Raw genomic sequence first — 26,974 nt, forward strand, 5'->3', positions numbered from 1 at the left:
TGCCTCACCGCCACGCCAATGCCAGGCGGATCGCGTCGCTGACCAGACCCAACCGCGATCGCGCTTTGATGAAGGCTGCCGTGGTCGCCTTTTCCTTCTCGATCTTTGGCGTGCCGTCGACCCGCATGAAGTTCTGCGCGGCTTCCGACATTAACCGTGGGTAGGTCGTGAAGAAATTACCGGCGTTATTATGGAGTAAGGCTGGCATGTCTTTGTATTTCCGCAGGTCCTTCACCACGAAGGATTCATCCAGCATGGTCTTGTAAAGGGCGAGGTTCCGTTTGGTCATGGGATCGTGGCGTTTCTTGACCTGGATGATAGCCTCAGCCGCAATGCGACCGGAGGTCATGGCGAGGTTCGAACCCTCGCGGTGAATGGCGTTGTTCAATTGCGCAGCATCGCCAACAACGACCCAACCGTCGCCAAAGAGCTGCGGAATTGCCTTGTAGCCACCTTCAGGAATGAGATGCGCCGCGTATTCTTTCACCTCCGAACCGGCGATCAGCGGCCGGATCGAAGGATGGTTTTTTAGCGCGTCCAGGAGGGCGTAAGGGCTCTCCATCTTCGCGGTGAAATCCGAGACCAGGCAGCCGATGCCCAGGGAGATCGATTCCTTGTTGGTGTAGAGGAACCCGAGCCCGGCCATTCCGTGGGATATCGTGCCGACTGCCTCGATCACGCAGCCTTCACTCCCTTTGACGCCGAACCGCTGCTCAATGACCTCTTCGGGCAAGAAATGCATTTCCTTGACGGCCAGCGCCACGGCTTCCGGCGTCAGCATCTTGCGCAGGCCGCCTCGCGTGCCAAGCAGCCCGCAGACACCTTCTGCAAGAACAACGACGTCCGCGTAGATCGCTCCGCCAGCCCGATCCGTCCCGACCCCGATCACCTTGCCCTTGTCGTCACGCACGAGTTCCGTCACGGTCGTCTCGCACAGAACCGTCGCGCCGGCCTCGCGCACCCTGCGCGAAAACCACTTATCGAACTGGGCGCGGATGATGGTATAGCGATTGGGCTTCACCTCGTTGAAGTCCTCCGACCGATAGTGAATCCCGGTGTGGGAGGACTCGTCCATCACCCATAGCCGCTGTTCGACCAGATGCCGCTCCAGAGGTGCATCATCGCGGAAATCCGGGATGATCTTCTCCAGCATGTTCGCGTACATGATGGCGCCCTGGACATTCTTGGAGCCCGGATATTCACCTCGCTCCAACTGGAGTACCTTCAAGCCGTCGCTTGCCATGGTGTAAGCAGCTGCGTTCCCGGACATGCCGGCCCCGATGACAATGGCGTCGAACTCTTCGTTGATCATCTCCATCTCCCTTAGCTCGCAAGCTTGTCGCGGCTGTGCGGTGACAGCCGCCGGGTGAAGGCCTCGGTCAGCGCGGGGAGGAAGCGCACCGCATCGGTGACGATCCCGAGGTGAGCGAAATCGAAAATCGGAGCGTTCGGGTCGGTGTTGATGGCCACGATGAGATCTGCTGCCTCAACTCCAACGCGGTGCTGGATCGCGCCGGAAATACCAGCCGCTATGTAAAGCTTCGGCCGGATTGTCTTGCCAGTTTGGCCGATCTGCCGATCCGCCGGCATCCAGCCCTTTTGGACCAGCGGCCGCGAACAGCCAAATTCAGCGCCAATCGCTCGCGCGAGACTCTTCACAAGCTGCAGGTTCTCCGCCCCGCCTAGGCCGAGCCCTCCCGCAACCACCACATCGGCATAGGCGAGATTGGCTGTGCCTGATTGGCTATCCGGCAGAAAGCCGAGGATTTTGGTGACGATTTCATCCTCGGCCAGCGACAGCTTGTGCACGATGACGCGCCCGATCGCTCTGTCCGCCCGCTGCGGCATGGGCATGACCCTCGGTCGCACCGTCGCCATCTGCGGCCTGTAGTTGAGCGTGTAGATCGTGCATAGCAAGGAACCCCCAAAAGTCGGACGGGTCGCGGCAAGCGAACCGTCGGCATCCACATCGAGTTCGGTGCAGTCGGCCGTGAGCCCTGTCAGCAAGGTCGTCGCGACGGACCCGGCGAGATCCCTGCCGAGCGTGGTCGCACCGAGAAGCAGAATCTCGGGTTTGTAAGTATCAACCAGATCGGTCATCGCCTTGGTGAAAGGCTCATTCCGATAGTCGGCGAGCAGCGGCGCCTCGACGAAGTAGACAAGGTCGGCGCCATAGGCGAAGGCTTGGGCGACTGCGTTCTGGGTGGCTTCTTCCGGCGGTCCGAGCACAACGCCCGCGAGCTGGACGCCAAGTTTGTCTGCTAGCTTGCGGCCCTCACCAAGCAATTCGAAGGATACGGAGTGGACCTGGCCGCGTTCGAGCTCGATGAAAACCCAAACGTGCCGATAGGCCCTGAAACGCTCGGGCAGCTCCTTCTTCATCCCGGCACGGCCGGCGGGCGGGCGGGGGGTGTCTGGGGTCGCGTTCGACATATGGTCTGCTCCTTGCCGTCAGGCGCCGTCGAAGGCCAGTTCCGGTTCCAGTGCCGGCTGGCGGGTGAAAATTGCAACAATCAGTTCGTCGGCGAGATCGCGCAGCGTCTTTTCGGCCGTGTCAATTTGCGCCGCCTTTTCCGACCGCGCGGTAGGGGCGAAAACGCGTTTGACGACCGTCGGCGAGCCACGCAAGCCGCACTTGGTGAGGTCCTCAATGCCCGCCTCGGCCGCACTCCATTTCACAATCTGCCTCCGCGCAGCGCTCAATGCGTCTTCGATCGAGCCCCGACGCATCTCGTTGGTGCCTTCCAGCATGGTGATGAGGCAAGGCAGCTTGCTCTTCAGCGTCTGCGTCCCGCCCTCGCAACGACGCTCCACCGTGATCTCGCGCGCAGCAAGATCAATGGTAGCGATTTTCGCGACATAGGTGAGTTGGTGGAGATCGAGACGCTTGGCGATGCCGGGCCCGACTTGCGCGGTGTCGCCGTCGATCGTCTGCTTGCCCGTGAAGACCACGTCCGGCGTGCCGAAGGTTTCGCCAATCTTCGCGATTGCCTGAGAGAGAGCAAATGACGTCGCCAGTGTGTCGGAACCGGCAAAATAGCGGTCGGTCAAAAGCACCGCGCGATCGGCGCCGTAGCCAAGCGCCTTGCGCAGGGAGTCCTCTGCCATGGGTGGGCCCATAGTGAGCACGGTGACCTCCCCACCATAAGCGTCGCGTAGCCTGAGTGCTTCTTCGAGGGCGAATAGGTCGTAGGGGTTTATGATGGTCGGCACACCCTGGCGCATGATGGTGTTCGTCACTGGATGGACCCGTATCTGTGCCGAGTCCGGCACCTGCTTTATGCTGACGACGATGTGCATTGGCGTTTCTCTACGCTGTTAACCGGATGCGGGCTGGCGGTGCGAGTTCTTGGCAGCATCATTCGTGCCAAGTGCTTTGCGGCCACTATTCCTTTGAAATTCGGCTGGTCATTTCTGAAGACGCCGTCGCGATGACCGGATTTGTCGGGTTGTTGACATTGTCGCGTCGCAGCTATGTCGTCCTTATTCCCTGCCGAACCGCTTCAGGACGGAATCGAACGGAACGTAGCCGCGGCCTGTCGTGCAAGCTTTGTCCGGATCGTGGTCTTTGAGCACCTTGAAGACCCGGTGCGTGAGCGGCGAGGAAACCGCGAAGTCCCCGTAAGCCCGTTCCAGCATGGCGCGCACGCGCGCGGCGATCACCTGGTCGGGCAGACCGGAGAAATCTTCCTCAGCAAGGTATTGTCCCACACGCTTCATGATATGGAGCCGTGAAACATTGAGTACCTTCGGATCATAGGAGACGCCAAGGACAGAGAAGAACTCCTCCGCGGCCGACAGGCCTTTCAGTCGCGCGAGGATATCGGTGACGTCGATGGGACGGCCGTCAGCGGAACAGGTCATTGCATTCTCCCTTGTCGGAAAACCGTGGGGTCAGATACGAAAAACTCTGATCTGCAGCCGCGAAACCCGCAGCTTGATGAACCAGGTGGGCTGAGCCAGCGAGACAATCGCTTCGTCGCCAAGGCTGGGCATCCGGTGCCCAGCCCGGGCGTGGCGAACGGGCGCATGCGCAGCGCCGTGCAATGCGAGATGGGCTCGATTATTGCCGCATTGGCTCTCGATCTGGCTGGGCTCCGACCTGGGTGGGACCGAGGTCTTGTTGCTTGCACCTATGAGGAGACCGGCCAGACGCGGCCGGATCATGCGCCTTGATCTCCAGAGGGTTTTGGACGTCATAGCCAATGGGACGGCGGAACGCCTTCTCCGCGTGGCTGCTGTACGATTCGAGATGATGGCGACGACAAGCGACATCAGGCCACCTCACTCGATGCCAAAGTCGCGCCTGCTGCCTCGCTGCACATTCGGTCATAGATATCGACCAGTTGCATGGCGGTGATGCTCGATTTGAGCTTGGCCGCCTTGCGGCGGATGCAGACAAGCATCGCGGCCGCCAGATCCGGGTCGAGATCGCGGCCGCTTTCGCTCAGCACATGGGCGATCGCGGTGACGCCGGAATGCTTCCCGATGACGATACGCCGGCAGCGGCCAACGAGAGCCGGATCGAGCCCCTGATAGGTTCGCGGGTCCTTCAGCAGCCCTGCGACGTGAATGCCGGATTCATGGGCAAAAACATCGGCCCCGACGATCGGCTTGGTGGCGGCTGTCGGTCGGCGTGACGCCTGCGCCACCTTGGCTGCCAGGGCGGGCAATGCGGTCAGGTCGATGCCAGTATCTGCGTGCTGGAGGACGGCTAACGCGGCGGCCACCTCTTCAAGCGCGGCATTGCCCGCGCGCTCGCCGAGTCCAAGGACGGTGACTGAAGCATGGCGCGCGCCGGCGCGGATCGCCGCCAGGGTGTTGGCCGTAGCGAGGCCGAGATCGTTGTGCGCATGGAATTCGAGGTCGACGAGAGACTCCGCGGCGAGCTGGGCGACAAGCTCGAAGGTCGAAAAGGGGTCGAGAACGCCGACTGTGTCAGCCAACCTCACGCGGCTTGCGCCGGCGCGCGCCGCCGTCTTGATAACGCGGGCGAGATGATCCCGGTCGGCTCGCGAAGCATCCTCGCAGCCCACGGCGACGGAGAAGCCGCTGGCGGCTGCGCGCCCGACCATATACTCGATAAGCTGGAGCGCTCCTGCTTGATCGAGGCCGAGCTTGGCGGCAAGTTGGATGTCCGATGCAGGCAACGACAGATTGACGGCGCGGACCCCGCTCTTGATCGCTGCATCGAGATCCGGTGAGGTCATCCGGCACCAGGCCGTGAGCCGCACCGGGAGGCTCCGCGCGACCACGGCGCGAATTGCGTCGATCTCGTCGGCGCCCATTGCCGGCGTGCCGATCTCGATCTCATGGACGCCGGCTGCCGCAAGCGACTCAGCGATCTCAAGTTTTTCCGCCACCGTGAAAGCAACGCCGGGTGCCTGCTCGCCGTCGCGCAGGGTCGTATCGTTGAGAAAGACCTGACTGCTCATGAATGGTCGCCGGTGCTTCCGGCGCTGAGACCTGGACCGCATTGACGGTCTTCGGCACTCCGCCCTTCCGGCGCAGAACTGAGGGGCTCGCGCAGCTTATCCACGATGGCAGGCAAGACCTCGAGCACTCGGTCCACGTCGTCTTGGTCGTTGTCACGCGAGAAAGAGAAGCGGACCGCCCCATGTGCGATATTCATCGCCCTCAGGACGTGGCTCGGCTCCGGGTAGCCGGAGGTGCAGGCGGGGCCGGAGGAACAGGCGATGCCCATGCGGTCGAGGAGATGCAGGATTCCATCACCTTCGATACGTTCGAAGGCGATGTTTAGGGTGTTCGGCAAGCGCTCCAACGGATCGCCGTTGACAAAGGAGTTTGGGACACGCTGAAGAACCCCGTTCTCGAGCCGGTCCCGGAGCCACTTTATCCGTGTGGTCTCGGCATCCATGAATTTCAGGGCGAGTTCGGCTGCCCTGCCGAGCCCGACTATGCCGGGCGTGTTTTCGGTGCCCGCACGCCGGTCTCTCTCTTGATGACCCCCTTTGATCAGCGAGTGGAAGGGCACGCCGCGCTTGACGAAAAGTGCTCCGACGCCTTTCGGTCCATGAAATTTATGGCTGGAGAGTGACAGCATGTCGATAGCGGTCGATTTCAGGTTCATCGGGAGCTTGCCGACCGCCTGCACGGCATCGGTGTGGAAGAGGGCGCCGACTTCCTTGGCCAATTCGGCGAGCTTGGCGACGGGGAAGATCGTACCAGTCTCGTTGTTGGCCCACATGATGGAGACGATTGCCACGTTTGGGGTGAGGGTAGCCCGGTAAGCCTCAATGTCGAGCCGGCCATGGCGATCCACCGGGATCCTGTGCACCTTGACCCGGCGCGTCCGCTCGAGATGCGCGCAAAGCGTCAGCACGGCCGGATGTTCGACGACGGAAGTCACGATCTCTGTCCGGTCAGGGATCACCTCGAGTGCCGAAAGAATGGCCGCGTTGTCGCTTTCCGTCCCACCCGAGGTGAAGGTGATCTCGTCATCGGACTCCGCACCGATCAGTGCCTGCAACTGCCGCCGCGCGTTCCTCAACGCAGCGCCGGCAAGGGTGCCAAGACCGTGCGCCGACGAAGGGTTGCCGAATTGATCCGTAAGGAAGGGCAACATCGCTTGAACGACCCCGGGATCGACCCGTGTCGTGGCGTTGTTGTCGAGATAGACAACTGACATGGGTGTGGTCTCCAATCGAGCGGAATGACGTTAAGCGCAAGGACTCATCGAGCCTGCACACGGCGTTGATAGCCGAGACGATCCAGAGCCGGTGCAGCTCGCCACAAGTTGACCTAGACAGGGTGCCGCCGTCGCCAGCGACAAGCTCACCTCTCGCGCCCTCTCTCCGTCTTCGACGATCAGCCGAAGGACTTGCCGCAGGAGCACTTCGCTCGCGCGTTAGGATTGTCGAAGACAAAGCCGGAGGATTCGAAACCGGTGACGAAGTCGACGGTCATGCCGGCGACATGCGGCTGGGAGCCGGCGTCTACGAACACCTTGATCCCATCTGTCTCGAGGATCGCGTCGCCCTCGCGCTGGACGCTCTCCAGACCAATTGAGTATTTGAAGCCGGAGCAGCCGCCGGCCTCGACCATGATGCGAAAGCCTTCAGCGGGGTCAGTAGCGGCGGAAAGGGCGGTCTTGACGGCGGCAACGGCCTTGTCGGTGAGCGTAATCATGGCTCGCTTTCTCCTCAGTGCGTGACGATTTTGCGGATCAACGTGCATGAGCCGTGCCAATGAGAAAAACCGTTCTCGAACAGTGCGACACCGCAACACGGCCGCGATTCCGGTTCGGAATTGCCGCGAAGGCGTCGGGCAGTCGACACGTATTGTCGGATTTGTCGGGTCCGCCACAGGGATGTCGTGCCCGAGTTCCCGATGAACTGGCACCTAGGCCAGTTTCCGAGATGCTTTTAGCAATTGGCACGAGTTTTGAGGCTCCCTTTTGGCGAGGACCAAGGCTCCTAACCGACAGTATGGGCAAGAGAGGTAAGACATGCACCAGCGCGAGAAACCTTCGCCGGAGATAATCCGGCGAGCACGCGAAGACAGCCCCAAAATCCGCGGCCGCGATCTCGCTGGCCAATTGGGCATTTCGGAAGCGGAGCTCTCCGCGGCACATTGCGGTTTTGGCACGGTGCGCATCGAGCCGCGCGTCAATGATGTGCTAACCGGTCTCGAGGCGGTGGGCGAGGTGATGGCGCTGACCAGCAATGACAGTGCCGAGCATGAGAAGATAGGTACCTACGACAACGTGCTCACCGGCAATCATCACGCCATGGTGCTCGGCAATGACATTGATTTGCGCATCTTCCCGAAGGTGTGGGTGCATGGCTTTGCCGTCGAGACACGCGAAGGCGGGGAGATCCGCCGCAGCCTGCAATTTTTCGACGCCGCAGGCGAGGCAGTGCACAAGGTGCATCTGAGGCCGTCCTCAAACCTCTATGCCTATCAAAGACTGACAGACGAGCTCCAATCCTCGAACCAGGAGCCGATCGTATCGCTTAAGACGAGGTCAGCCGAAAATGAGGCAAAGGTTCCGGACCAAGCCGCTACAATCGACGACCTACGGGAGCACTGGAGCCAGCTGACCGACGTACACCAGTTCTTCGGCATGCTGAAGAAGCTGAACCTCAGCCGCCGCCGCGCGGTCCGCATGGTCGGCCAGGACTACGCCTGGCTGCTTGACAATGCTGCCATTGGCGGCATGTTCCGTCGTGTCGCCGATGCAGAGATGCCGATCATGTGCTTTGTCGGCAATCGTGGCTGCATCCAGATCCATTCCGGACCGATCAAGTTGCTCAGGCAGATCGGGCCTTGGATCAACGTACTCGACGCCACTTTCCACCTGCATCTCAGGACCCACCACATCCGCGAGGTTTGGGCCGTGCGCAAGCCGACCAGGGACGGCCACGTCACGTCACTCGAAGCCTATGGCGCCGACGGCAAGTTGATCATCCAGTTTTTCGGGACGCGCAAGGAAGGCGAACCCGAGCGCGAAGAATGGCGGCTACTGACCGAGAACCTGCCGCGCATCCCCAATTCAACCGCCGCTTGAGGTAATACCGAGGCATATTGATTTCAATTTTCGCTCGGCGTCCGCGCCGCTACTCCGGATTTTGCTGTCGACCGCTTCATCGCTGCCGTCGGACGGGTACCGGCCATCCTTCGCTACGGCGTGAAACTTAAGCGTTTCCTGTGTCGGCGTTCCTTCCGGCGTCGGCGGGTAGGGGGTGATCGAGGTGATCCGCATCTTGGAGCGGATCTTCATTCTAGTTCTCCGTTCTGATTGTGCCCGGGAACCGCCGGGCGCGGCGCGCTCGCGAGCGGCTTCGCTACCGCCGACTACACCCCGTCTGACCGGTGACCTCGTTCGACCTTAGCCTGCTTCCACTAGGCTCCTCGTTAGCTTTCTGGGCGCGACGTTGTCGTGTCTGGAACGGACGAATGTCGAAAGCCCTACCAAGCGTAGCCCCACCGGGTCGCTACTGCGGATATATGCGCAGCCCCAACGGTGCGTCTATTCGGCACGCAACTTGCTCGATGTTATCCGAGGCGATGTCGGCAGTACGTTACGCAGCTCAGCGGTCATCTGATGAACAGCCTTACGATCTCAGTCGAGCGCGTAAACGCCTGAACGCAGGAGAACCAAATGGCGACCAACCCGGTTCCAGATCATGTCCCGCCGGAAATGGTGGGAGACTTCAGTCTTTTTACGTCGCCAGGCATGTCCCCGACGGCCAATGGCGATCCGCACGCAACAGTCGCTTGCGTGCATGCCGGACCGCCGATCTTTTATTCGCCTTGGAACACGCGGGCCGGGCAGGGTACTTGGGTCATCACTCGCGCCGCAGATCAGCGCCGGGTGCTGCAGGAGACCGAAATCTTTTCCAGTCATCGCAGCATCTTCGCATCCGCACTGGGCGAAGACTGGCCGATGATCCCGCTCGAACTCGATCCACCGGACCATGGAGTCTTTCGCTCACTGCTCAATCCGCTGTTATCGCCGCAGCGTGTAACGGAATTTGAACCGACTATCCGCGAGCGAGCGATAACGCTCATCGACAGCATCGCCTCGTCGGGCACAAGCTGCGACGTGATGAAGGATTTCGCCTTTCCTTTCGCGGTCAACATCTTCCTTCGCTTTCTCGGACTGCCGGATCACCGTCTGGATACATTTGTCGGCTGGGCGAAAGATCTGCTCCACGGCGACGATGTCAGACGGCCGGCGGCCGCTCGGACGATTGTTGCGTTCATTGACGAAATGGCAGCGCTGCGCCGCAAAGAGCCTGTCGACGATTTCATGAGCTTCATCGTGCAGGCACAGGTCGAGGGTCGCGGGCTGACAGACCAGGAGGTCCGTGGCATTGGCGTGCTTATCTTCGTGGCGGGGCTCGACACGGTCGCTACAGCCATAGCCTTTGACTTGGCCTATCTCGCGCGCAACCTCGAAGATCAGGAATTGCTGCGGAACGAACCAGACCGGATCGTGCTCGCAGCCGAAGAATTGCTGCGCGCCTATCCGAGCGTTCAGATGATCCGCGTGGCACGACAAAATATCGATTTCGAAGGCGCGCCGATCCGCAAGGGGGACTATGTTTCCTGCGCCACGATGATTGCAAATCGTGACCCGGCGGAATTCGAATCCCCCAACACGGTCGATCTGAAGCGAGAGGGCAACCGCCACGCCGCCTTTGGCTATGGTCCCCACCGTTGCCTTGGCTCACATCTCGCCCGGCGCGAAATTGTCATTGGCCTGGAGCAGTGGCTGGCCCGCATACCGCCCTTTCGGATCAAGGAGGAAACAGCACCCATCACCCATGGCGGCCATGTGTTCGGGATCGAAAATCTGATCCTGGACTGGGCTTGATCAAGCCCGGCCTGAGCGGGGCACAGACGTGGAGGTCGCCTTGCGAATTATCGTTCACAAAGCCAGATGCCAAGGTCACGCGCGATGCTCGGCCCGAGCGCCGGCAGTCTTCAAGCTGGATGAGGCGGGTTACATTCTACCCGGTGACATTGATGTTGCGAATGGGGAGCAACTGCTTGCGCCAGATGGGGTGCGATCCTGCCCCGAACTTGCGCTAGAAATCGAGGATCCACCCGCTGCGCGAATCGTTCCGGACGCCATCCTCAAACCGAGGACCGGCGTCCCGGAACACCTTACAACCATGGAATTTGCGACAGACCCTATGGAGCAAGCAAAAATTACCGAACTACTCGACCGTGAGGCGATCCGCGACTGCCTCTATCGGTACTGCCGCGGGATAGACCGCGCCGATGAGGCAGCGCTGCGTAGTGCCTACTGGCCCGATGCACATGACAATCACGGGGCCTATTGCGGCTCGGCAGAGGGCTTCATCCGGTTTGCGCTCGGTGTCTTCAAGACCGGACCGCGCAACATCCATCAGATCACGAACATCCTTATCGAATTCATCAACCCTGCAGAGGCCGCAGTCGAGAGCTATTTCACCGCGTTGCAACGCGGACCGGACAAAGACGGAGAAATGCGCCAGATGCTGCTAAGCGGGCGCTACTGCGATCTGTTTCAAAGAAGGGAAGGGGAGTGGAGGATTGCCGAACGGACCGTCGTCTACGATTGGCTCGAGGAGCAGATCCCGGCGGCGGTGCTTGAATCAGAACGGTTCGGCCCGCGACAGCCGATTGGAGCACCGCACCCGGATGATCCGGTCTACGCGCTCGGGAAGCGTCGCATTGCTTCTCGCGGCGATGCCTTCTCAGCTTCCGAACGGGAGAGACGCATCAGCGGGGACGACGGGCTATGACAACTTTGCAACGCCACAGCGATCCCCCAGACCAACCCTGCCCGGTGAAGATGCGGCCGGCAGGGTTTGCCTGCCCGCGACAGCGCGACCGCGACAGCGATCTGCTCTGACGGCCACGAGCACGCCGAGGAGGTCGGTCTGCCTCGATTTGCTGGACCTCGGCAGAACCGCTCATCGAGGTAAGCGTCTATCCTCAGAGGTTCCTCTTCACTTCGCTATCTAAGAGAGTTGGACTGCAGTCGAAGCGGACGACGTCTATCCGGGAACGCAAGCGACCGGCACCAGCACAGGTGCTCTACCGCGGCACACCATTCCGCCGCACGACGTCGGGGCAGAGATTTCCGAGACTCCCGGAGAAAGTTCCCATGAAGCATGCAGGACGGGTCGTCATCATAACAGGCGCCGCGGGCGGGATCGGCCGTGCCCTTGTCGATGTTCTTGCCGGAGATCGAGACACTATTGTTGCGGTCGACCTTCCGGGGAGCGGCGTGGTTGAACTGGCCCGCGATCTCGGCGAGCCGCACCTTGGCCTTCGAGTGCGATGTCTCACAAGGGGAGCTATCGTTGCGCTCTATGGCCGGGTCGAAGCACAGTTCGGGCAGATCGGCGTCCTCATTAACAACGCCGGGGTGGGACCCACTATGGCTGCCACTGTCGACACCGATGTCGACGCCTTCCGACGCGGCCTGGCAGTAAACCTGATGGGGCCGTTCCTCATGGCGCGCGAGGCGGCGAGGCGCATGAGGCCGGGAGGTGCCATCGTCAACCTTGCTTCGATGTCGGGCGTGGCCAGCAATCTCAAGCGCAATGCCTACACAGCCTCGAAAGCGGGCCTGATCTCGTTGACGAAGTCGCTTGCATGCGAGTGGGCACGTCGCGTGCCAATGGGGCGCATGGCTCGCCCCGACGAGATCGCCCGGGCTGTGCGTTTTCTGGCCAGCGCGAAGGCAGGCTATGTCACTGGATCGGTGCTGGTGGTCGACGGCGGCTGGATCTCATTCAACCAACCCGGGGATGCCAGCCCTGAGGTGGAAGGATCCCCCAGAACAGAACTTTCCGGTCCGGCCGTACGCACCGACGCGCGAGTCGTGCTCGTCACGGGTGGCGCGAACGGTGTAGGCGCCGCTGTTGCTCTCCGTTTGCCGCGAACGGTGACACCGTCATGATCGCCGATAAAGATAGCGCCGCAGCGACACTCCTGGCTGCATTGCTCGGCGGGAAGAACATAGCGAAATCCGTGGATGTGGCAATCGAGAGCGAGGTGGTGGCGCTGTTTGAGGAGCTGCGGGGGCGTTTCGGGCGCCTTGATATCCTTGTCAACGGTGCTTCTGTCGACACTTTTGTGGCGGGCATCGAACAAATGCCTGCAGAGATCGAACATGTCCTGCATGTCAATCTCACCGGCGCCTTCACTTGCGCGCGTGAGGCGATTGCCTATGGCGCCTCGAAGCCGGGGATGGACATGCTGACCCGCTGCATGGCGGCCGAACTGGGGCCCGTCGGCATTCGCACTGCCACCGTCGTTCCTGGCTACATCCGCACGCCTGCCATTAGCGAGTTGGCGAAGGCCCGCCGCATCGACACGAAAGCGATCGGACGGCGAATCCCCTTGGGTAGGATGGGCGGCCGGAAGACGTTGCAGATGCTGCTTTTTTCCTGGCTTCGTCCGACGCCTCATACATCAACGGCTCGATCCTCTATGTGGACGGCGGCTGGACCGCGTTCGGTGACGCAGGAAACGCCAGCGAACTCTTCGACGAATGCTTTGCGGAGGCCGCTGTTTGAACATCGAACATTCGCCAGGCGACCGGGTGCCGTTCATGAAAGCGGAGACCCTGGCTTGGGACGCGCCCGCAGCGCGGCCCCAATCGAAGATGTCGGCGGGGCAACGTCCCTCGGCATGGGGACAAGCTCTTGGGCGTGCCCGCAACCGCGGATCGCAAAACCGCTTATCGTAACACTGTGCCCCTGCCAGGCGCCCGATCCGAGGCAATCGGTGTCTCGGACGAGCGCATTTCCAAATCCGCCAACCAGTAGCAAACAAGGAAACACAGTGGAATTCGCCACCTTCATCCTGGCCGCCCAACGTGGCTATCATCAATCCCCCGACATCGTCATCCGAAACTCCATCGAACAGGCGGTCGTTTCAGAACAGGCTGGCTTCGGCACAGCCTGGTTCGCAGAACACCACTTCAACAACTACAGCCTGATCCCGTCGCCGTTGATGATGGTGGCCCACTGCGCCGGCGTGACGAGCACCATTCGCCTCGGCACTGCCGTCTGTGTGCTGCCGCTCTACAAACCGCAGCGCCTGCTCTCCGAGATCGGCTTCGCCGATATCCTTGCGAACGGTCGCCTGGAACTCGGCGTCGGCTCTGGATACCAACAGTTCGAGTTCGAGCGCTTCGCCGTCAATATCGATGAGGCGCCGGCCATCTTTTCGGAACACCTCGACGTCCTTCTGAAGGGTCTCAACCAGAACATCTTCGAGCACGATGGCCATTATGAGAAGATACCCCCGACGGCGATTTCGGTACCCACCGTCCAAAGACCGGCCCCGCCGATCTGGATGGCCGGCGGGCCGGCCCGCATGAAGCGGGCCTACCGCGAGGGTCACAATTTCTTTGTCACCGCATTCCACGACGGCCTGGAGAGCTTGAGCACGTTGCGCGGAGCAATCAAGGACGCGGCGGCTTCCGAGGACAGGAATGTCACCGATGCCAGAATATCGCTGTTACGTTGCTGCTACGCGAGCGACGACGAGGAGGAGATCAACAGCTATCTCGACAACGCCCGCTTCCAGCGCCGCCTGTCCGAGGCGCTGCATCAGCGCCGCCAGCAAAGCCACGATGGCTACCTGCTGCGGGAAATGCCCACCCAGCAGGATTTGTCCTTCGAGGCAATGCGCAACAATCTGCCGATCGGCAGTGTGAATCGCGTGATTGATCGCTTGCTAGAAGAGATCGACATTCTGAAACCGGATCAGATCGCAATCCAGACCCAGTTGGGAGATTTCGACCAAAAGACAATGCTGCGCCAGATCGAACTCTGGGGAGACAAGATCATTCCCGCGATCAACAAGGCGCTGGGTCATGCGTGGGTTTGAATTCATAAGGGGTCGAACTTCGTGCCGCAGCTTCTTTTTCGTTCCACTCGGCATAAACGCATTCAAATGGCACGCTCATGAACGGACCTTGGCGTGCTTTCGATGAGTGGCGCTTCCGTAACCTGGACGGCCCCAGATGGGGTTCCCCACTATCTCGCCTGCCGACGGGTGAGCCTTCACGGCTAACCCGCCGCTTCAGGACCTGCTCGCGCCGTCAGGCAACTTCACGGCGTCGTGTCCTGGGTGAAATCCTCGCGCCTGCGACGAGCAACACGATGCGTTTGAAGGCGAGCTCAATCGCATGATCATGGCGGTCGATTTCGCCGACCACGCCATTGGGGTCGAGCCTGCGCACACGTGTGCCCGAAAGACTGACTGACCCATGTTGCTGCGGCAGAGCTGCTGTGACGAGACAATCCAGGAGAACGGGACCATGTCCGCTCAAAACGATGTGTGTGCCGGCCCCGGGCAACGGCCTGCGATCCAGCCGGACAAGGAGTTCGACGATCATGTACTTGCCTGCGTCTTCTCCTGTGCGCTCAAGGAGGTCGAGGCTGGCAAGACAGCGGCGGAGTCAACAGGCCTTTCCCTTGCCGAGCTGCGCGAGGTCTTGCCCCGCAGTTTCCCCGGTACCGCGATGGCAGCATTCGCCTTGGAAGACGTCAGCGATCCTGAGATAGAGGAAGAACTTCTGCGCGGCCTACTACTGGCACATGCCCGGCCGAACGACCCGGCGAGCGCCCGCTTCGCTAAGATCCTCGCCCGGCGCGCTATGCATGATGGCCATCTGTGGCAGGACCTTGGGCTTCTCGACCGGGCCGAGCTCAACCGCCTTCTTGCCACGCACTTTCCGACGCTGGCGGCCGGCAACACCCAAAACATGAAATGGAAGCAGTACTTTTACCGCAAACTCTGCGAGGCCGAAGGGTTTTCGCTGTGCACTGCGCCCAATTGTCGGGAATGCAGTGATTTCGAAAATTGCTTCGGTCCCGAGGAAGGTGAATGTGAAGAACGCGTCACATCGGTCTAAACGCCGCTTTTCGTCACGAGGCCTTGAGGCCTTGATTACCGTTGCGCCACAAGCGTTTTTCCCGGCGCCGCTGTACGGAGGAGGGGATATTCATCGCCTCGCGATATTTTGTGACGGTGCGGCGAGCGAGATCGATGCCGTATTCCTTGAGCCGGTCAGCGATTTCATCGTCCGAAAGGACATTATCAAACGATTCTTCGGCGACCATTGCTTTGATCCTATGGCGGACAGCTTCGGCGGAGTGCGCGTCGCCGCCTTCGGAAGAGGCGATCGCGACAGTGAAAAAGTACTTGAGCTCGAACACCCCACGTGGGGTATGCATGTACTTGTTCGACGTTACCCGGCTTACAGTCGACTCGTGAATGTTAATCGCGTCAGCGACCGCCTTGAGATTGAGGGGCCGTAGGTGGGCGACGCCATATTCCAGAAAGGCATGCTGCTGGCGCACGATTTCGGTCGAAACCTTGACGATCGTGTTGGCGCGCTGATCGAGGCTGCGGATTAACCAGTTCGCGTTCTGCAAGCATTCGTTGAGAAATGCCATGTCTTTCGATTTTTTGGCGACTTGGCATGAAACCTCCGCGACATAAGTTTGATTGATCAGCACCTTGGGCTGCGTGTTCGGATCAAGCTCGATCTGCCATCCACCTCCGGGCGAGGGCGTGACCCAGACGTCCGGTATGATGCCTTCCGGCGCGCCCGAGTGGAATGCGTTTCCGGGCTTGGGGTCGAGCGCACGGATTTCCTGCAGCATGTCGAGAAGATCTTCCTCATCGACGCCGCAACGCAGCTTCAAAGTCTGAAAATCGCGTCGCGCAAGCACGTCAAGGTTGGCAATCAAAGCCGCCATGGCCGGGTCGAACCGGTCTCGCTGGCGCAGCTGTATCTCAAGACATTCGCCAAGAGATCGTGCGAAAATTCCCGGCGGATCGAGGTGCTGCAGGATACCGATAACCCGTTCCACATCGGCCAGAGGGATGTTTAGGTTCCCTGCCAGCTCCGAAGCACTTGCCCGAAGATAACCAGTGTCATCCAGATGACCCGCAAGCACCTTAGCAAACAGCCGCTCGTGCGGTGTGAAGGCGGTGAAGGAAATCTGACTAGCGACATGGTCGTGCAACGTTTCGGGTAAGGCGACAAACTCCTCGAAGGCGGTGCTCGATTTCCCCTGCCTGGGCCGATCCCGGGACCCCTTCGGATACTCCAGAAGGGGATTTTTCTCGAGCTCCTGCTCCACGAACTGATGCAGTTCGGGAATGTTCATTTGCAGCATGCGAATCGACTCGATGAGTTGAGGCGATAATGCAAGAGACTGTTTCTGAAGTAGGCTGAATGACGATTTCATGGTATTCCTGTCTAAGAAGCTCTTGACCGCGGCTAGTTCGATCTCTCACAGGTCGACGCTCGCGCGTCACCTTTGAATGACCTCACCGGACGCGCCGCTTTAGAGCTTTGCCCTTGTGCAAGTGTCGTCTAAAACGCAGCTGCACATCTTCGGCACCAGGTCATGCTGCGTCCTTCAATGTTTGAAGGACGTTCTGCGGGGATGAGACGCCATAGGGGTCGGTCTCGCAGTTGTCGGAGAAACCTTCCTCCTCAAACCACTGCTCCACCACGCCATTATTAACCAGAGCCGCGTAGCGCCAGGAGCGCATACCGAAGCCGAGATTGTCCTTGGCAACCAGCATGCCCATTTTGCGCGTGAACTCGCCTGAACCATCCGGGATCAACTCGACTTTCTGCAGCCCCAGGGACTTCCCCCATGCATTCATGACAAAGGCATCGTTGACCGAGAGGCAGTAGATCGCGTCAACTCCTTCCTTCTTAAATTCCTCGTAGAGATCTTCGAAATTGGGCAGTTGGTAGGTCGAGCAGGTCGGGGTGAAAGCGCCAGGCAGCGAGAACAGGATGACGCGCTTGCCGGCAAAGTAGTCGTCGGATGTTTTTTCTTCCCAGCGGTATGGATTGGGGCCCTGGACTGAATCATCGCGAACACGCGTGAGAAACGTGACGAAGGGAACCTTCTTTTGACCGGTCATCAATTTTCTCCTTTAAAGGAAACTGGCACTGGATTCTTGCAGGGGCTGGCGCAATACCGAGCCGCGGGTCTTGTGCCGGGCATGATGCCGACGGCGCTCCCGATGCTTTCCCCATTCGGGTGTATGGGAACGGCCCGGCTCCAGATGTTCTTCACCCGAACGGCATCGACGTGAGGGATGAGGGGACGCGGCTCCCGATCCATGGGAATGGTCCGGCTCCAGATCTTTCTCACCCGAAGGGCATCGATATGAGGGATGAGGGCACCTTCGAGCGGCTCGATCCGTCTTGCCGCGACTACGGTGCCGGAGCCGGCATGGATCCCCCACTCCTCATAACCGGGGTCAATCTTCTGGCAACCGGACGCGACCAGTAGCGGGATGAGCGTATGAGTCGCAAATGTGAGTCTCCACGCCACAGACCGGCGTGGCTGAACTGGTTCAGCGTATTGGCTGGACTTGCCTGTTTCCGGCCGACGTGGGCTCTGGCGAAACTTTGAGGAGCCTCTTGGCCACCGACATGCTGATGCAAACCGATGTCTGGCAAATGCGCGAGCATCATCTGGCGTGTCCGCATCGGACTCCATCTGCAAAGCGGCTTCCGAGGACGGATCTCCAAACCGGACGATGTGCCGGTCTTCAGCGAGGAGGGCCACCGTTGCCTTTGTCGATCGTTTGGAGCTTCGCGCGTCAGCCATGGTCCGGTAGTCGCTCTCTTCGTGATTTGATGGGGCTCTAAGCATGAGGAGCAAGCGGCATGCCATTTCCAATGAAGCTGCTTCTGCACCAGCGCTACCGCTTCGGGACCACGTCTTCGCCAACCCGGGGGTGCGCGCCAGAGCCGTCACGCCATCACACTGGACAAAAGTCCTGTGTAGAGCGGGTATTCACGCTTCCGGCACCGGCTGGCAAAGGACGGACCAGACAGCGCAAGCCCATGCAATACCCCGCATCGGCCGGCACAGCGATTGCACAGTGTGTCTGCCCCGGCGTGCTTTTACGTGCGCCTAACGTGAACGCAGGCCGGTCGCAGCAATCATCGCCGGCCGCTCTTCGGCAAGCGCCACTGTCCAGAGTCGATGAGGTCGAATTCGGCTCGGCTACGATCTTTACACGCTTGGCGTTCCTCTCGCCGAGCGCGTCTATGAAACCTTCTGTGTCGGAAACTGGACCAGAATTGTCGCAAGGCCGACCGAAAGGTCGCCAAGAAGCGCCGCTGGTTGGCGGGAAGCGGCAGAACGCAACGGAGCGCCAACCGGGCACGCAAATTGCTTGTATGGTCTTTGTCAGTGGGACGTCTGCAAATTCGAGGAGAGCCTCGGCTGCCCCTAACGATGCTTGATGCGGAGCGCATTGATCTTCCGCTCAACTCAACTGAAGGATTTGCTGTGACCCATATCGATCGCTATGCCTGGCAGGCACAATCGGCATTTCAAAACCGATGATCTGACGGGTCTCGCTAGCTCGCGCCGAAAGTTTGCTGCCCATTTGCTGCCGGACGTTCAAACGGTCATTGAAGAGCAGATTGCGCCCTTATCTCCCAAGCTCGTCGGCGTCCACCAGCGGAACGAATTCGATGCCATGAAGTTGTCGGACATGGTCATTAGCGAGGGTGGAACCGTCGTTGCGCTGACACCCTTGCATTGTCAGGACATCGATGTCGGCGAAGATGTGCCCTACGCGTCACTGCACAATGGCCTGTGGTTATTCCTTATCGGCGAAGAGCCTGTTGCGGTCCTCCTGTCGCAGTTTTTTGACCGCTGGGGCGGCCGAACGGTTCAAGTGGAAATCGCCTTATTTGCGTGGCGAGCGGGCCTGCGCCTTCTCGCGTGAAGTTCTTAGCAAAATCCAGGCGGCAGGCGAAAGCTCGCGATACTACCGCAACAAGGTTCTCTCTTTTGAAGACGATGCACACAACTCCGGGATGCCGGGAGCGATGCGGGTTCATCGCCTTCCTGCCGTACCTCGGAACGACGTAGTGCTTTCGGAGGCAAATATGGCGCGTCTTGATGCCAACATCTTCGACCTTGATCGACACCGAGAGGGGTTGAAACGCCTCGGCCAACACGCGCAAAAGGGTATTCTGCTTTATGGTCCCCCTGGCACAGGCAAGACGCACGTCATCCGTCATGTTTCTGCCAACCTGCCCGGACGCACTACCGTTCTGGTTACGGCTGAGCAGACAGTGGCGATTGGGTTCTACATCGTGTTGGCCCGCACCCTTCAGCCGAGCATCGTCGTGCTCAAGGACGTCGACCTGGTGGGTCGGTCGCGAGAAAACGTATATAGCCCGAAAGCCGAACGTCTGCTCAACCGTCTGTTGAAACGAGATAGATGGTCTTGAACCAAATTCAGATATCCTCTTCCTCCTGACGACTAACCGGCCGGAGGACATTGAGGACGCGCTCGCCTCGCGCCCGGGCCGCGTCGACGAAGCAATTGAGATCCCGCTTCCCGACGCCAGTTGCCGCGAGCGGCTGATCGCGCTTTATGGTCGTGCGCTCGTCTTCGAAAACGGAGCGGTGACGGACGCCGCGCTCGGAGAACAGCAGCGCGGCCTATGTCAAGGAAATGGTCCGCCGTTTGGCTCAAAGGAGCCTGGCACGGGATGGCGGTGATGTCGTCTCGCGCGAGGATGTGAAGATGGTCTTCGGCGACACTCGAACATTGTCGAGCCGTCTCAATAGGCGCCTTGTCGGCCTCAGTGAGAAAACCTTAAAAAGACAAGGAGCGGAAGAAGAAGAGAGTGACTGCTGAGGCTAATGTTGCGGCCAGAGTTCGCCTTGCGCTGGATTCTTAATTCTGAGCTCTTGCACGGCCCCGAGGGGCCGCATACGTGCGGCCCCTTTCGGGCGTCCTGCCACCCGCCAGGTCACCTTAGCGATGCGCCGCTTGTCGAGCGACGCGCTTCCATCTTGGCGCAGTCCGCTCCGACTCAGGTGGACCGCCCCGGTGATCCGATGGTCTCAATTCCGGGCGGGTGTGCTTGCCACTGGTCACACAGAGGCGGAACGGCTTGCGCCCGCCGACTCTGCAGGTTTAGTAGGCGCTGAAACCGAGCTTTTGGGATGGCATCTTGAAGGTGATCTGGCACGGCTTAGCGGCATGCCGGCTCACCAAAGGGCTGAAGCTGGGCGCGATCCCTGAGGCGCCGGTTTTGATCTCCACCACCACGCCAGCCTCTGTATCGCCGCCTATGGCTTCCTGATCTCTTTGCGGGAGACGATTCCCCCCTCAACTTCCAACTCGCGCCCAGGGCGGCCAAACACCTGGTCTTCCCGGCGGTTATCGACCCCGCGGATCCTCCGATCCGACCAGAGCGGCACGTCCCGACCTCGATCCCGACCATCAGGCGACGCCTGACTGTGGCCCTGGCCAATCGCCTGCAACGATGTCCGTGCTGCACAAGGGCCATGGACACTCCGCGTCAGGCTCGCAATTTATGACGCAGTAGCACTAGCGCAACACATCGCGCATTTGGAAAAAACTTTCAGGCGATGCAGGCGTGCTGTCGGGTCAGCAGGGTGTCGGGCAGGGCTCAGAACCGTAGAGGAGCATGCTCGATGCCATCGCGAGAACCAGCCATACCTGCGATCCAGGCCACTGCGCCCAGCCAGGGCTCGTCGCACATCGCGCCTCTGTCTACCAAGCTGGTTGGAATCCACAAAATGCCGATGTTAGGCCGGCCCATTTCGCATATCGGCCCGGTCGCTCAACAAGGACTTACAGAACGCCGGGGTGAGCTTGCCGCAGTGGATTGCGACGTTGTCGTAACCCTTCTTAGCCCGGGAGGTCTGCCACTGCCGATTATGGCCGTGCTGTTCATTGGACTTGACGTGGCAAGCGGCGAACTCGGCGCTGTCCAGCGTTGCCAACTGCTGCGCATATATCTTTCGTGTCGTGTGGATGTGCACCCACATTGGACTCGGTAGTGTACGGTTGCTCAGCGCCTTGGGCTGCAGCCTAATCTCGAACAGATTGCTCGGCTCTGGGTTCAACGCGCACGGGGGATCCGCTGGCGTCAACTCCCGGGCCGACCGCAACTGCTCAAGGTAGTTTTGCGAGGGAAATCGGTACCTCTTCATGCAATCCATGGTCATAGCGGGCTTTTGTTTGTCACAAGCTTTAGCGAATCCCCGCACCTCGCCCAACATGCGCTTGAACCGAGCTGTTAGTTCGTGCACGTCGGCCATTTTTGCCGCGTACTCCATGGAGCGAAGAGACGCCTCCAACGCTGGGAGGCAGGCCTCCATCTCGGCAGCCTGCGTTTGCAGGCGCTGGACCACGAGGCCGACGGTGTATTCGGCGTCCTCGGGTTTCTCGTAGCGCTCGGGAGATCAAACTTTGCTGAGCAGGCAGCTCGAACTTCGAAAGTTCGGTCGCCCGTGCGATTAGTGCCTCGGTGTCCTTTTCCGTCGTTGGGTTTGGCAAGACCGCCAAGCGTGGTGGTCCCGATGACGCACTGTTCTGCGCCTCCTGTGCACTCACGAGCTTCTTTGTACCTAGCTCCGTGCGCACGAGCACCTTGGCTGCCGGCGCAGGGTCGCTGACGGCCGCAGCGACCTCCGGTTCCGGCCGCCCGCGCGGCCGAACTCCCGGCGCAAGCGCCCGGCTTGCTCTTGCCTTTTCCTTTTTTTCTGGGCGCTGTAGTGCTTTCGGCCACCATAGTCTTTGCCGGCAGTTCCAGTCGGTATCGCAGCGGCAGCGTCGGCCGGCAGTTCAGGGGCTGGCGGCTTCGGCTGCAGTGCGAGGAGGTGCTTAACCTCGTCCGAAGCGATCCAGGCGTCGTCCACGATCCGGGTCAACAGTTCCAATGGGAGGCCAGCACCTGCTTGGTGATCCCTTAGCCTGTCAACCACGGAGTGCGAGGCCGACGCGAAATCCGCGTGCCGCTCCACAACTCCTTCCAGAACGGCGCAGTGTTCCGCGTCGAGCGGGCGCCCTTCCTTCCTCAGTACAGCTTCGGCCGTCGAGACGAATGCCGGAAAAACCTCGCCGATGAAGTTACCCAGCAGACGCGTTTGCCCGTTGTCACCGATGAGGAGTTCCCTGATGGGTGCTTCGAGCATGATCGCCTGCGGGGCCATGTTGACCTACGCGAGATTGATCCGCGATTGCAGCTGCATTATCTTTGAATTGACAACCCAGCCCGAGTGCAGCCGCAGCTCGGCCTCTTCTTCCCGCCGCATCTCGGCTGTTGAGCTTGGTAAGTCGGCTGTCGCGGCGCAGACGGACCGCATCAATTCGTGGCGCTGTACTTTCTTGTCCCAATACTCCAGGCGGGCCACGGGATACTTCGCTACTGGAAGCCGATCGGCTCAGCTAGTCGAGGGTGGCATTGGATTTGACCAAGTTGTGGAGAATGTCCTCCACCACCTTCCGCTTCTCTTCCTCCTTCTTGAAGATCGTTTGGGCCACCTCGTTGGCACTGTCTGCCTGATGAATCACGTCGGCACGGTAGTGACGCACATCATCGTCGGACAGAGTGCTGCCCGCCACATACTTGGGCAGTCTCGCGTAGCATTCCAGAAGTTCTGCGCCCGCATTAGCGAGCTGATCGAGCTCGTCTCGGAAGCCCTCCATCGGTTTTCCGCTATGCAGGCTCTTCTCTTCGAGAACTTGGATTTCGTCAATCAGCGAGCGCATTCGTCGCTTTGTCTCGTTGATCTCTTCGCCTGACGAGGAAATAGGGCCTGCCACACCCGAAGTGGACAGTTGGCTGGCGACCGGCGCCAGGGCTTCACCATCCGACGTTGAGGAAACACTGCGCCTCCGCGAACCGGCTGCAAGTGCCCCGGCGGCTGCACGTGGCGCAGCCGCCGGGATTCGATGTGGGGGAACGGAAGGGCCTGAAGATTTGCCGCCAAGGTCATCATGGGCACCTCGCGCAGCGCCAGTCGAGGGTGAACCTTTACCTCGCTCAGAGCGCATCCGCTCCAGGACGGAACCGAACCCTTGGCTGCCTTCCCCAGAGGCAAGACCTGATTGCGAGCGCGAACTGCTCGATCCGGCTCCAGCATCTCCAATGCGCGATTTTCCAGATCGGCCAATGCCCGTCATTTTTTCATCTCCGATATAGGCGAGAACGCGCTGCCTATGAATTGGGGCTGATGTCACTCAGCGGTAGTGCATCAGGGCTTTTGCGGGTAAGTGCATGGCCCAGATGACAGGTGGCATGACCTCCGAGAACCAGCGGCATGTTTTCGTCAATCCCCATGGCCAGCCCGGATCGACCCTGCCGCGCCGGTCCAGTCTGAAGCCAATGCAAAACACGCGACGACCCGTCGATCTCCACGATAGGAGGCCGCGAAACTAGCGAGTACGGGGGTGCCGGCGCTGGAGACGAACTCGCATTGAGATCAGGCGGCGCCATGTGCGCAAGTGCTTGCCAAAGCCGTCGCTGCCCTTTGACCGTACCGAGTCGTTAGCTTGGCTGGAGTTTGCGGATGGGTCACTGTTCCGACCGTACATGGCATTCGTTCCCTTCTTTTGGCGGAAGTCTTTCAATGTGATTTTGCGTTGTTTAGGTCGCTCTCGGAGAGAGCTACTCGAACGAGCTGACGGCGAGCTGACGCGCTGCAAGCTAGTTCCGGCGGGATGATCCACATTGTGCGTCCGCTCTTTCTCTAAGGGACGTCGTTTCCCCCGCCCCGGCTCTCGCGCGCATCGCGGATCCGAATTAATCATACGGGCGTGCTCTCGGGAATGCCGCCCTCTCGAGTGTTGCGCACGATGGTGATGGCGGCGCAACTGTCGACCTAGTGGCCGGCCCGGCTTTTCTTGTGGCGGGTGTTCAAATCGAGACCAGAACGAGTCGACGCTTCAATACGCCCGCCTGGTCAGCTGCCAAGCGCGATCCGCGGTCGCCCGGCAGCGCAACCTGACCAACTCCGTCCGGGCGACCGCTAATCGCTTCTTGCAGTCGCGGATGGTCAAGGCCGGCAGGCAAGCTGGTCCAAGCCCGTTCAAGAGCCGATGCGGAAGAGGCAGTACCGCGATGCAGGCGGCCTATATTAGGCGAGACGAAGGCCTGAGCCGACAAGTAATCGTGGGCAGGACCGCGTCGCGCGGCTGGTGCGGCTCCACCCGGCGCTTAGCTTCTCTCCCGTCAGGAGGGTTAGGTTGCGCGTTTCGGGCCGAATAGGAACACTGTGAGGGCCGCGAGCAATGTGGCTATCGCGGTGTAGACAAAGACACTGGTGACGTCGGCATGATCCACCAGTAGTCCACCGAAAATCGCGCCGGCTGCGATGGCTACCTGGAACGTTGAGGTCATTAGCACACCGGCGCTTTCGGCCTGCTCGGGAACGGCACGCAGCACTATCCAAGTCTGCAACCCCAGCGGCACCGCACCGAAGGCAAAGCCCCATAGGGAAACCGCAATCGCCGCGGCAAAGGTCGATGCTCCAGACATCAGCAACGAGATAGCGGCTATCGCCATAAGCAGGGGTGGCAGGGCCGCGACTGCCTTGAGACTGTGTTTGGCCAGGAATGCCCCGGCTAAACTGCCGAACAAGCCGCTTATGCCAGAAACGAGCAACAGTTGGGAGATCTCCTTGGTATCGAACTTGTGATCCGTCTCGAGGAAGGGCCGGATATAGCTGAAGCTGGTGAAGTGCCCAGAAGCGACCAGCAGTACGACCAAAAGTGCGACCTTGATGGTCGGATTTTTGGCCACATCCAGCAGACTGCGGGATCCAGCCATTTCAACGGGAGGCAGCGTCGGCATCGTTAAAAGTAGCACCAGCAGCGTAACAGCATTAAGCACTGCGGTGAGCTTGAAGGCAGCTTGCCATCCCCAGCTGTGGTCGACATGGACGCCGATTGAAGGTGCGCATACGAGAGCGGCCGGAACGCCGGCGTGGATGATTGACATGGCGCGCGGCAGAAGGTGATTTGGAACGAGCCGTATCGCCAGCGATGCCGAAATTGACCAGAAGCCTCCGAGCGCAATGCCGAGCATAACGCGTGCTGCCAGGAAAACCGGCGCTGACGACCAGACTGCCACCAGAAGGTTGGACAGGATCTGAAGCAGCATCATCGCCCACAGGACGGTCCTGCGGTTCAGGCGCTTTGTGATAATGGCCATCGTCGGCGCCGAAATCGCCGCAGCAATGGCCGTCGCTGTGATCGTCTGTCCAGCCTCACCCGGCGAGACACCGAGACTATGCGCGAGCGGCGTCAGCAGGCTGGCTGGCAGATACTCTGCCGCCACCAGCCCGAAGGTGCCCAAGGCAAGCGAAATGACCGCACCCCATGCGGCAGGAGACAGTCGATCCGGCTTTTCTGGGCCGTGCAGAACAGTCTCCATAAGGCCCGTCGCCGATTCGGTCATGAATATCCTCGCCAGCTTTGCGTGCGCTGCAACATGGGTTGGCTGCGATGACCCGAATTAAAGCCAGAAGCGCGCCATCGCTGCCCGACATGTTGTGACAGTGGGGCGTGCAATTTCGGTGCCGGTTCTCCGTGCCGGACGAGGATGTCGTCGTCGGGAGGCATCTCATCAGGCCGTTCCATGCCGACTTCGCCGGTCCGTCTCGAACCAGCGATGCGCAAAGCAGCTCCGAGCACGGACGTCTGATGTCCCGCGGCGGAAACGACGCAAGCCGGTCGCTATGCCCGCAAGCCTTAGGCAGCCAAAAATCGGCTCTAACTCGAAGGCCCAACTTCTTGTGGCTCGAAGCTGACGCTTTGTGTCGGGCATTGTCAGGTCGGCTACACGGCTTATTCCAACAATAATCTATCTGGCAGCGAGCAATTCTAGAGCCAAAGCTAACTAGCTGAAGAGAAAAGGAAAAATTCCCGTGGCTATCCATCGGGAAAGTTGGCACGAGTCTTGAGACCCTTCAGTGTGAGGCGGCAACAGCTGCCCATCGACATTCACGTCGCGGGCAGCCGCGACCGATGGAAAAAGGAAGGAAATCTATAATGTCAGGTTTGCGTCAGATCGCCTTTTACGGCAAGGGCGGCATCGGCAAGTCCACCACCTCCCAAAATACGCTCGCCGCCCTTGTCGACCTCGGGCAGAGGATCCTCATCGTCGGCTGTGATCCCAAAGCCGACTCCACCCGCCTGATCCTGAACTCGAAAGCGCAGGATACGGTCCTGCACCTCGCGGCACAGGAAGGTTCGGTGGAAGACCTCGAACTCCAGGACGTGCTCAAGGTAGGTTACAGAGGGATCAAGTGCGTGGAATCCGGCGGCCCCGAGCCGGGTGTCGGCTGCGCCGGCCGCGGCGTCATCACCTCGATCAACTTCCTCGAGGAGAACGGCGCCTATGACGATGTCGACTATGTCTCCTACGACGTGCTCGGGGACGTGGTGTGCGGCGGTTTCGCGATGCCGATCCGCGAGGGCAAGGCCCAGGAAATCTACATTGTCATGTCAGGCGAGATGATGGCGCTCTATGCCGCCAACAACATCGCCAAGGGCATCCTGAAATATGCCCATTCGGGCGGCGTGCGGCTCGGCGGCCTGATTTGCAACGAGCGCCAAACCGACCGCGAGCTCGACCTCGCCGAAGCGCTGGCTTCCAGGCTCAATT

23 protein-coding genes and 3 pseudogenes are annotated in these 26,974 nt (G+C 60.3%); 13 read left to right on the forward strand and 13 right to left on the reverse strand.

What is annotated here, in order from left to right; all coding sequences use genetic code 11:
* Window positions 1-4: 4 nt before the first annotated feature.
* From B5V02_RS02115 to B5V02_RS02150, 7 genes are all read right to left on the reverse strand, one after another.
* Entirely contained in the window at window positions 5-1,312 is a 1,308-nt protein-coding gene (locus tag B5V02_RS02115) for an FAD-dependent oxidoreductase (RefSeq protein ID WP_111542626.1), read from the reverse strand.
* Window positions 1,313-1,323: 11 nt separating this feature from the next.
* On the reverse strand, window positions 1,324-2,433 hold the full coding sequence (locus B5V02_RS02120) for an electron transfer flavoprotein subunit alpha/FixB family protein (protein ID WP_111542607.1): 1,110 nt from the start codon (window positions 2,431-2,433) through the stop codon (window positions 1,324-1,326).
* A gap of 18 nt (window positions 2,434-2,451) precedes the next feature.
* Window positions 2,452-3,300: an electron transfer flavoprotein subunit beta/FixA family protein gene (locus B5V02_RS02125; protein ID WP_111542608.1), complete on the reverse strand. Its 849-nt coding sequence runs from the start codon at window positions 3,298-3,300 to the stop codon at window positions 2,452-2,454.
* A 183-nt stretch (window positions 3,301-3,483) separates the two neighbouring features.
* The gene (nifW, locus tag B5V02_RS02130; RefSeq protein WP_111542609.1) at window positions 3,484-3,864 is read right to left on the reverse strand and encodes a nitrogenase stabilizing/protective protein NifW; all 381 of its coding nucleotides are present in this window, start codon (window positions 3,862-3,864) and stop codon (window positions 3,484-3,486) included.
* Between the two features lie 410 nt (window positions 3,865-4,274).
* Window positions 4,275-5,435, reverse strand: a complete 1,161-nt coding sequence (gene nifV, locus B5V02_RS02140) for a homocitrate synthase (RefSeq protein WP_111542610.1) — start codon at window positions 5,433-5,435, stop codon at window positions 4,275-4,277.
* Window positions 5,432-6,649: a cysteine desulfurase NifS gene (nifS, locus tag B5V02_RS02145; RefSeq protein ID WP_111542611.1), complete on the reverse strand. Its 1,218-nt coding sequence runs from the start codon at window positions 6,647-6,649 to the stop codon at window positions 5,432-5,434. Before nifS ends, nifV begins: the two co-directional genes overlap by 4 nt.
* Before the next feature lie 179 nt (window positions 6,650-6,828).
* Window positions 6,829-7,149 (reverse strand): HesB/IscA family protein, encoded by a 321-nt coding sequence (locus tag B5V02_RS02150; protein WP_111542612.1) that lies wholly within the window; start codon window positions 7,147-7,149, stop codon window positions 6,829-6,831.
* Between the two features lie 319 nt (window positions 7,150-7,468).
* Between B5V02_RS02150 and B5V02_RS02155 the strand changes: the two genes are divergently transcribed.
* Window positions 7,469-8,530 carry a hemin-degrading factor gene (locus tag B5V02_RS02155; RefSeq protein ID WP_111542613.1) on the forward strand — a complete coding sequence of 354 codons (1,062 nt, stop codon included), beginning with the start codon at window positions 7,469-7,471 and terminating at the stop codon, window positions 8,528-8,530.
* Here the strand turns inward: B5V02_RS02155 and B5V02_RS02160 are convergent.
* The gene (locus B5V02_RS02160; RefSeq protein WP_111542614.1) at window positions 8,516-8,743 is read right to left on the reverse strand and encodes a hypothetical protein; all 228 of its coding nucleotides are present in this window, start codon (window positions 8,741-8,743) and stop codon (window positions 8,516-8,518) included. The two genes, B5V02_RS02155 and B5V02_RS02160, sit on opposite strands and share 15 nt — an antisense overlap.
* A gap of 381 nt (window positions 8,744-9,124) precedes the next feature.
* On the opposite strand from B5V02_RS02160, the gene B5V02_RS02165 reads away from it, so the two are divergent.
* The 6 genes and pseudogenes from B5V02_RS02165 to B5V02_RS02185 all read left to right on the forward strand — a co-directional run bounded on the left by B5V02_RS02165 (window position 9,125) and on the right by B5V02_RS02185 (window position 15,394).
* Window positions 9,125-10,342, forward strand: a complete 1,218-nt coding sequence (locus tag B5V02_RS02165; protein ID WP_111542615.1) for a cytochrome P450 — start codon at window positions 9,125-9,127, stop codon at window positions 10,340-10,342.
* A 28-nt stretch (window positions 10,343-10,370) separates the two neighbouring features.
* Window positions 10,371-10,505, forward strand: a pseudogene (locus B5V02_RS41365) (ferredoxin); the annotation flags it as partial.
* A gap of 159 nt (window positions 10,506-10,664) precedes the next feature.
* Window positions 10,665-11,258, forward strand: coding sequence for a nuclear transport factor 2 family protein (locus B5V02_RS02170; RefSeq protein ID WP_245445615.1), 594 nt, complete (start codon window positions 10,665-10,667; stop codon window positions 11,256-11,258).
* Between the two features lie 365 nt (window positions 11,259-11,623).
* A pseudogene (locus B5V02_RS42390) lies at window positions 11,624-13,043 on the forward strand (SDR family oxidoreductase).
* Window positions 13,044-13,311: 268 nt separating this feature from the next.
* Window positions 13,312-14,364 carry an LLM class flavin-dependent oxidoreductase gene (locus tag B5V02_RS02180; RefSeq protein ID WP_111542616.1) on the forward strand — a complete coding sequence of 351 codons (1,053 nt, stop codon included), beginning with the start codon at window positions 13,312-13,314 and terminating at the stop codon, window positions 14,362-14,364.
* A 433-nt stretch (window positions 14,365-14,797) separates the two neighbouring features.
* The gene (locus B5V02_RS02185) at window positions 14,798-15,394 is read left to right on the forward strand and encodes a nitrogen fixation protein NifQ (protein ID WP_111542628.1); all 597 of its coding nucleotides are present in this window, start codon (window positions 14,798-14,800) and stop codon (window positions 15,392-15,394) included.
* A gap of 13 nt (window positions 15,395-15,407) precedes the next feature.
* Here the strand turns inward: B5V02_RS02185 and rpoN are convergent, their stop codons facing one another.
* Together rpoN and B5V02_RS02195 are read right to left on the reverse strand one after the other, a co-directional pair.
* Window positions 15,408-16,739: an RNA polymerase factor sigma-54 gene (gene rpoN, locus B5V02_RS02190; protein WP_111542617.1), complete on the reverse strand. Its 1,332-nt coding sequence runs from the start codon at window positions 16,737-16,739 to the stop codon at window positions 15,408-15,410.
* A 160-nt stretch (window positions 16,740-16,899) separates the two neighbouring features.
* Window positions 16,900-17,433, reverse strand: a complete 534-nt coding sequence (locus B5V02_RS02195; protein WP_111542618.1) for a peroxiredoxin — start codon at window positions 17,431-17,433, stop codon at window positions 16,900-16,902.
* Window positions 17,434-18,837: 1,404 nt separating this feature from the next.
* Here B5V02_RS02195 and B5V02_RS40385 point away from each other — a divergent pair.
* The 4 genes and pseudogenes from B5V02_RS40385 to B5V02_RS42595 all read left to right on the forward strand — a co-directional run.
* A complete protein-coding gene (locus tag B5V02_RS40385) occupies window positions 18,838-19,263 on the forward strand; it encodes a hypothetical protein (RefSeq protein ID WP_208647030.1) in 426 nt (141 codons plus the stop codon).
* On the forward strand, window positions 19,229-19,774 hold the full coding sequence (locus B5V02_RS41040; RefSeq protein ID WP_208647031.1) for an ATP-binding protein: 546 nt from the start codon (window positions 19,229-19,231) through the stop codon (window positions 19,772-19,774). The genes B5V02_RS40385 and B5V02_RS41040 overlap by 35 nt, the downstream gene beginning before the upstream one ends.
* A gap of 25 nt (window positions 19,775-19,799) precedes the next feature.
* Complete coding sequence (locus B5V02_RS42590) at window positions 19,800-20,048, forward strand: hypothetical protein (RefSeq protein WP_425374346.1); 249 nt, start codon at window positions 19,800-19,802, stop codon at window positions 20,046-20,048.
* Window positions 20,049-20,595: 547 nt separating this feature from the next.
* Window positions 20,596-20,884, forward strand: a pseudogene (locus tag B5V02_RS42595) (hypothetical protein); the annotation flags it as partial.
* Window positions 20,885-21,107: 223 nt separating this feature from the next.
* Here B5V02_RS42595 and B5V02_RS41380 read toward each other — a convergent pair.
* The gene (locus B5V02_RS41380) at window positions 21,108-21,623 is read right to left on the reverse strand and encodes a hypothetical protein (protein ID WP_245445607.1); all 516 of its coding nucleotides are present in this window, start codon (window positions 21,621-21,623) and stop codon (window positions 21,108-21,110) included.
* A gap of 693 nt (window positions 21,624-22,316) precedes the next feature.
* Between B5V02_RS41380 and B5V02_RS41385 the strand changes: the two genes are divergently transcribed.
* Window positions 22,317-22,565: a hypothetical protein gene (locus B5V02_RS41385; RefSeq protein WP_245445609.1), complete on the forward strand. Its 249-nt coding sequence runs from the start codon at window positions 22,317-22,319 to the stop codon at window positions 22,563-22,565.
* Window positions 22,566-22,752: 187 nt separating this feature from the next.
* On the opposite strand, the gene B5V02_RS41390 is transcribed toward B5V02_RS41385, so the two are convergent.
* Together B5V02_RS41390 and B5V02_RS02220 are read right to left on the reverse strand one after the other, a co-directional pair.
* Entirely contained in the window at window positions 22,753-23,490 is a 738-nt protein-coding gene (locus B5V02_RS41390; RefSeq protein WP_245445611.1) for a hypothetical protein, read from the reverse strand.
* A 1,057-nt stretch (window positions 23,491-24,547) separates the two neighbouring features.
* Window positions 24,548-25,765, reverse strand: a complete 1,218-nt coding sequence (locus B5V02_RS02220; RefSeq protein WP_111542620.1) for an MFS transporter — start codon at window positions 25,763-25,765, stop codon at window positions 24,548-24,550.
* A gap of 593 nt (window positions 25,766-26,358) precedes the next feature.
* Between B5V02_RS02220 and B5V02_RS02225 the strand changes: the two genes are divergently transcribed.
* Window positions 26,359-26,974 (forward strand): AAA family ATPase (locus tag B5V02_RS02225; protein ID WP_111542621.1); only part of this gene is annotated, 616 nt, incomplete at its 3' end.

It is taken from the genome of Mesorhizobium kowhaii (assembly GCF_003253745.1).
GTDB classification, from domain to species: Bacteria; Pseudomonadota; Alphaproteobacteria; order Rhizobiales; family Rhizobiaceae; genus Mesorhizobium; species Mesorhizobium kowhaii.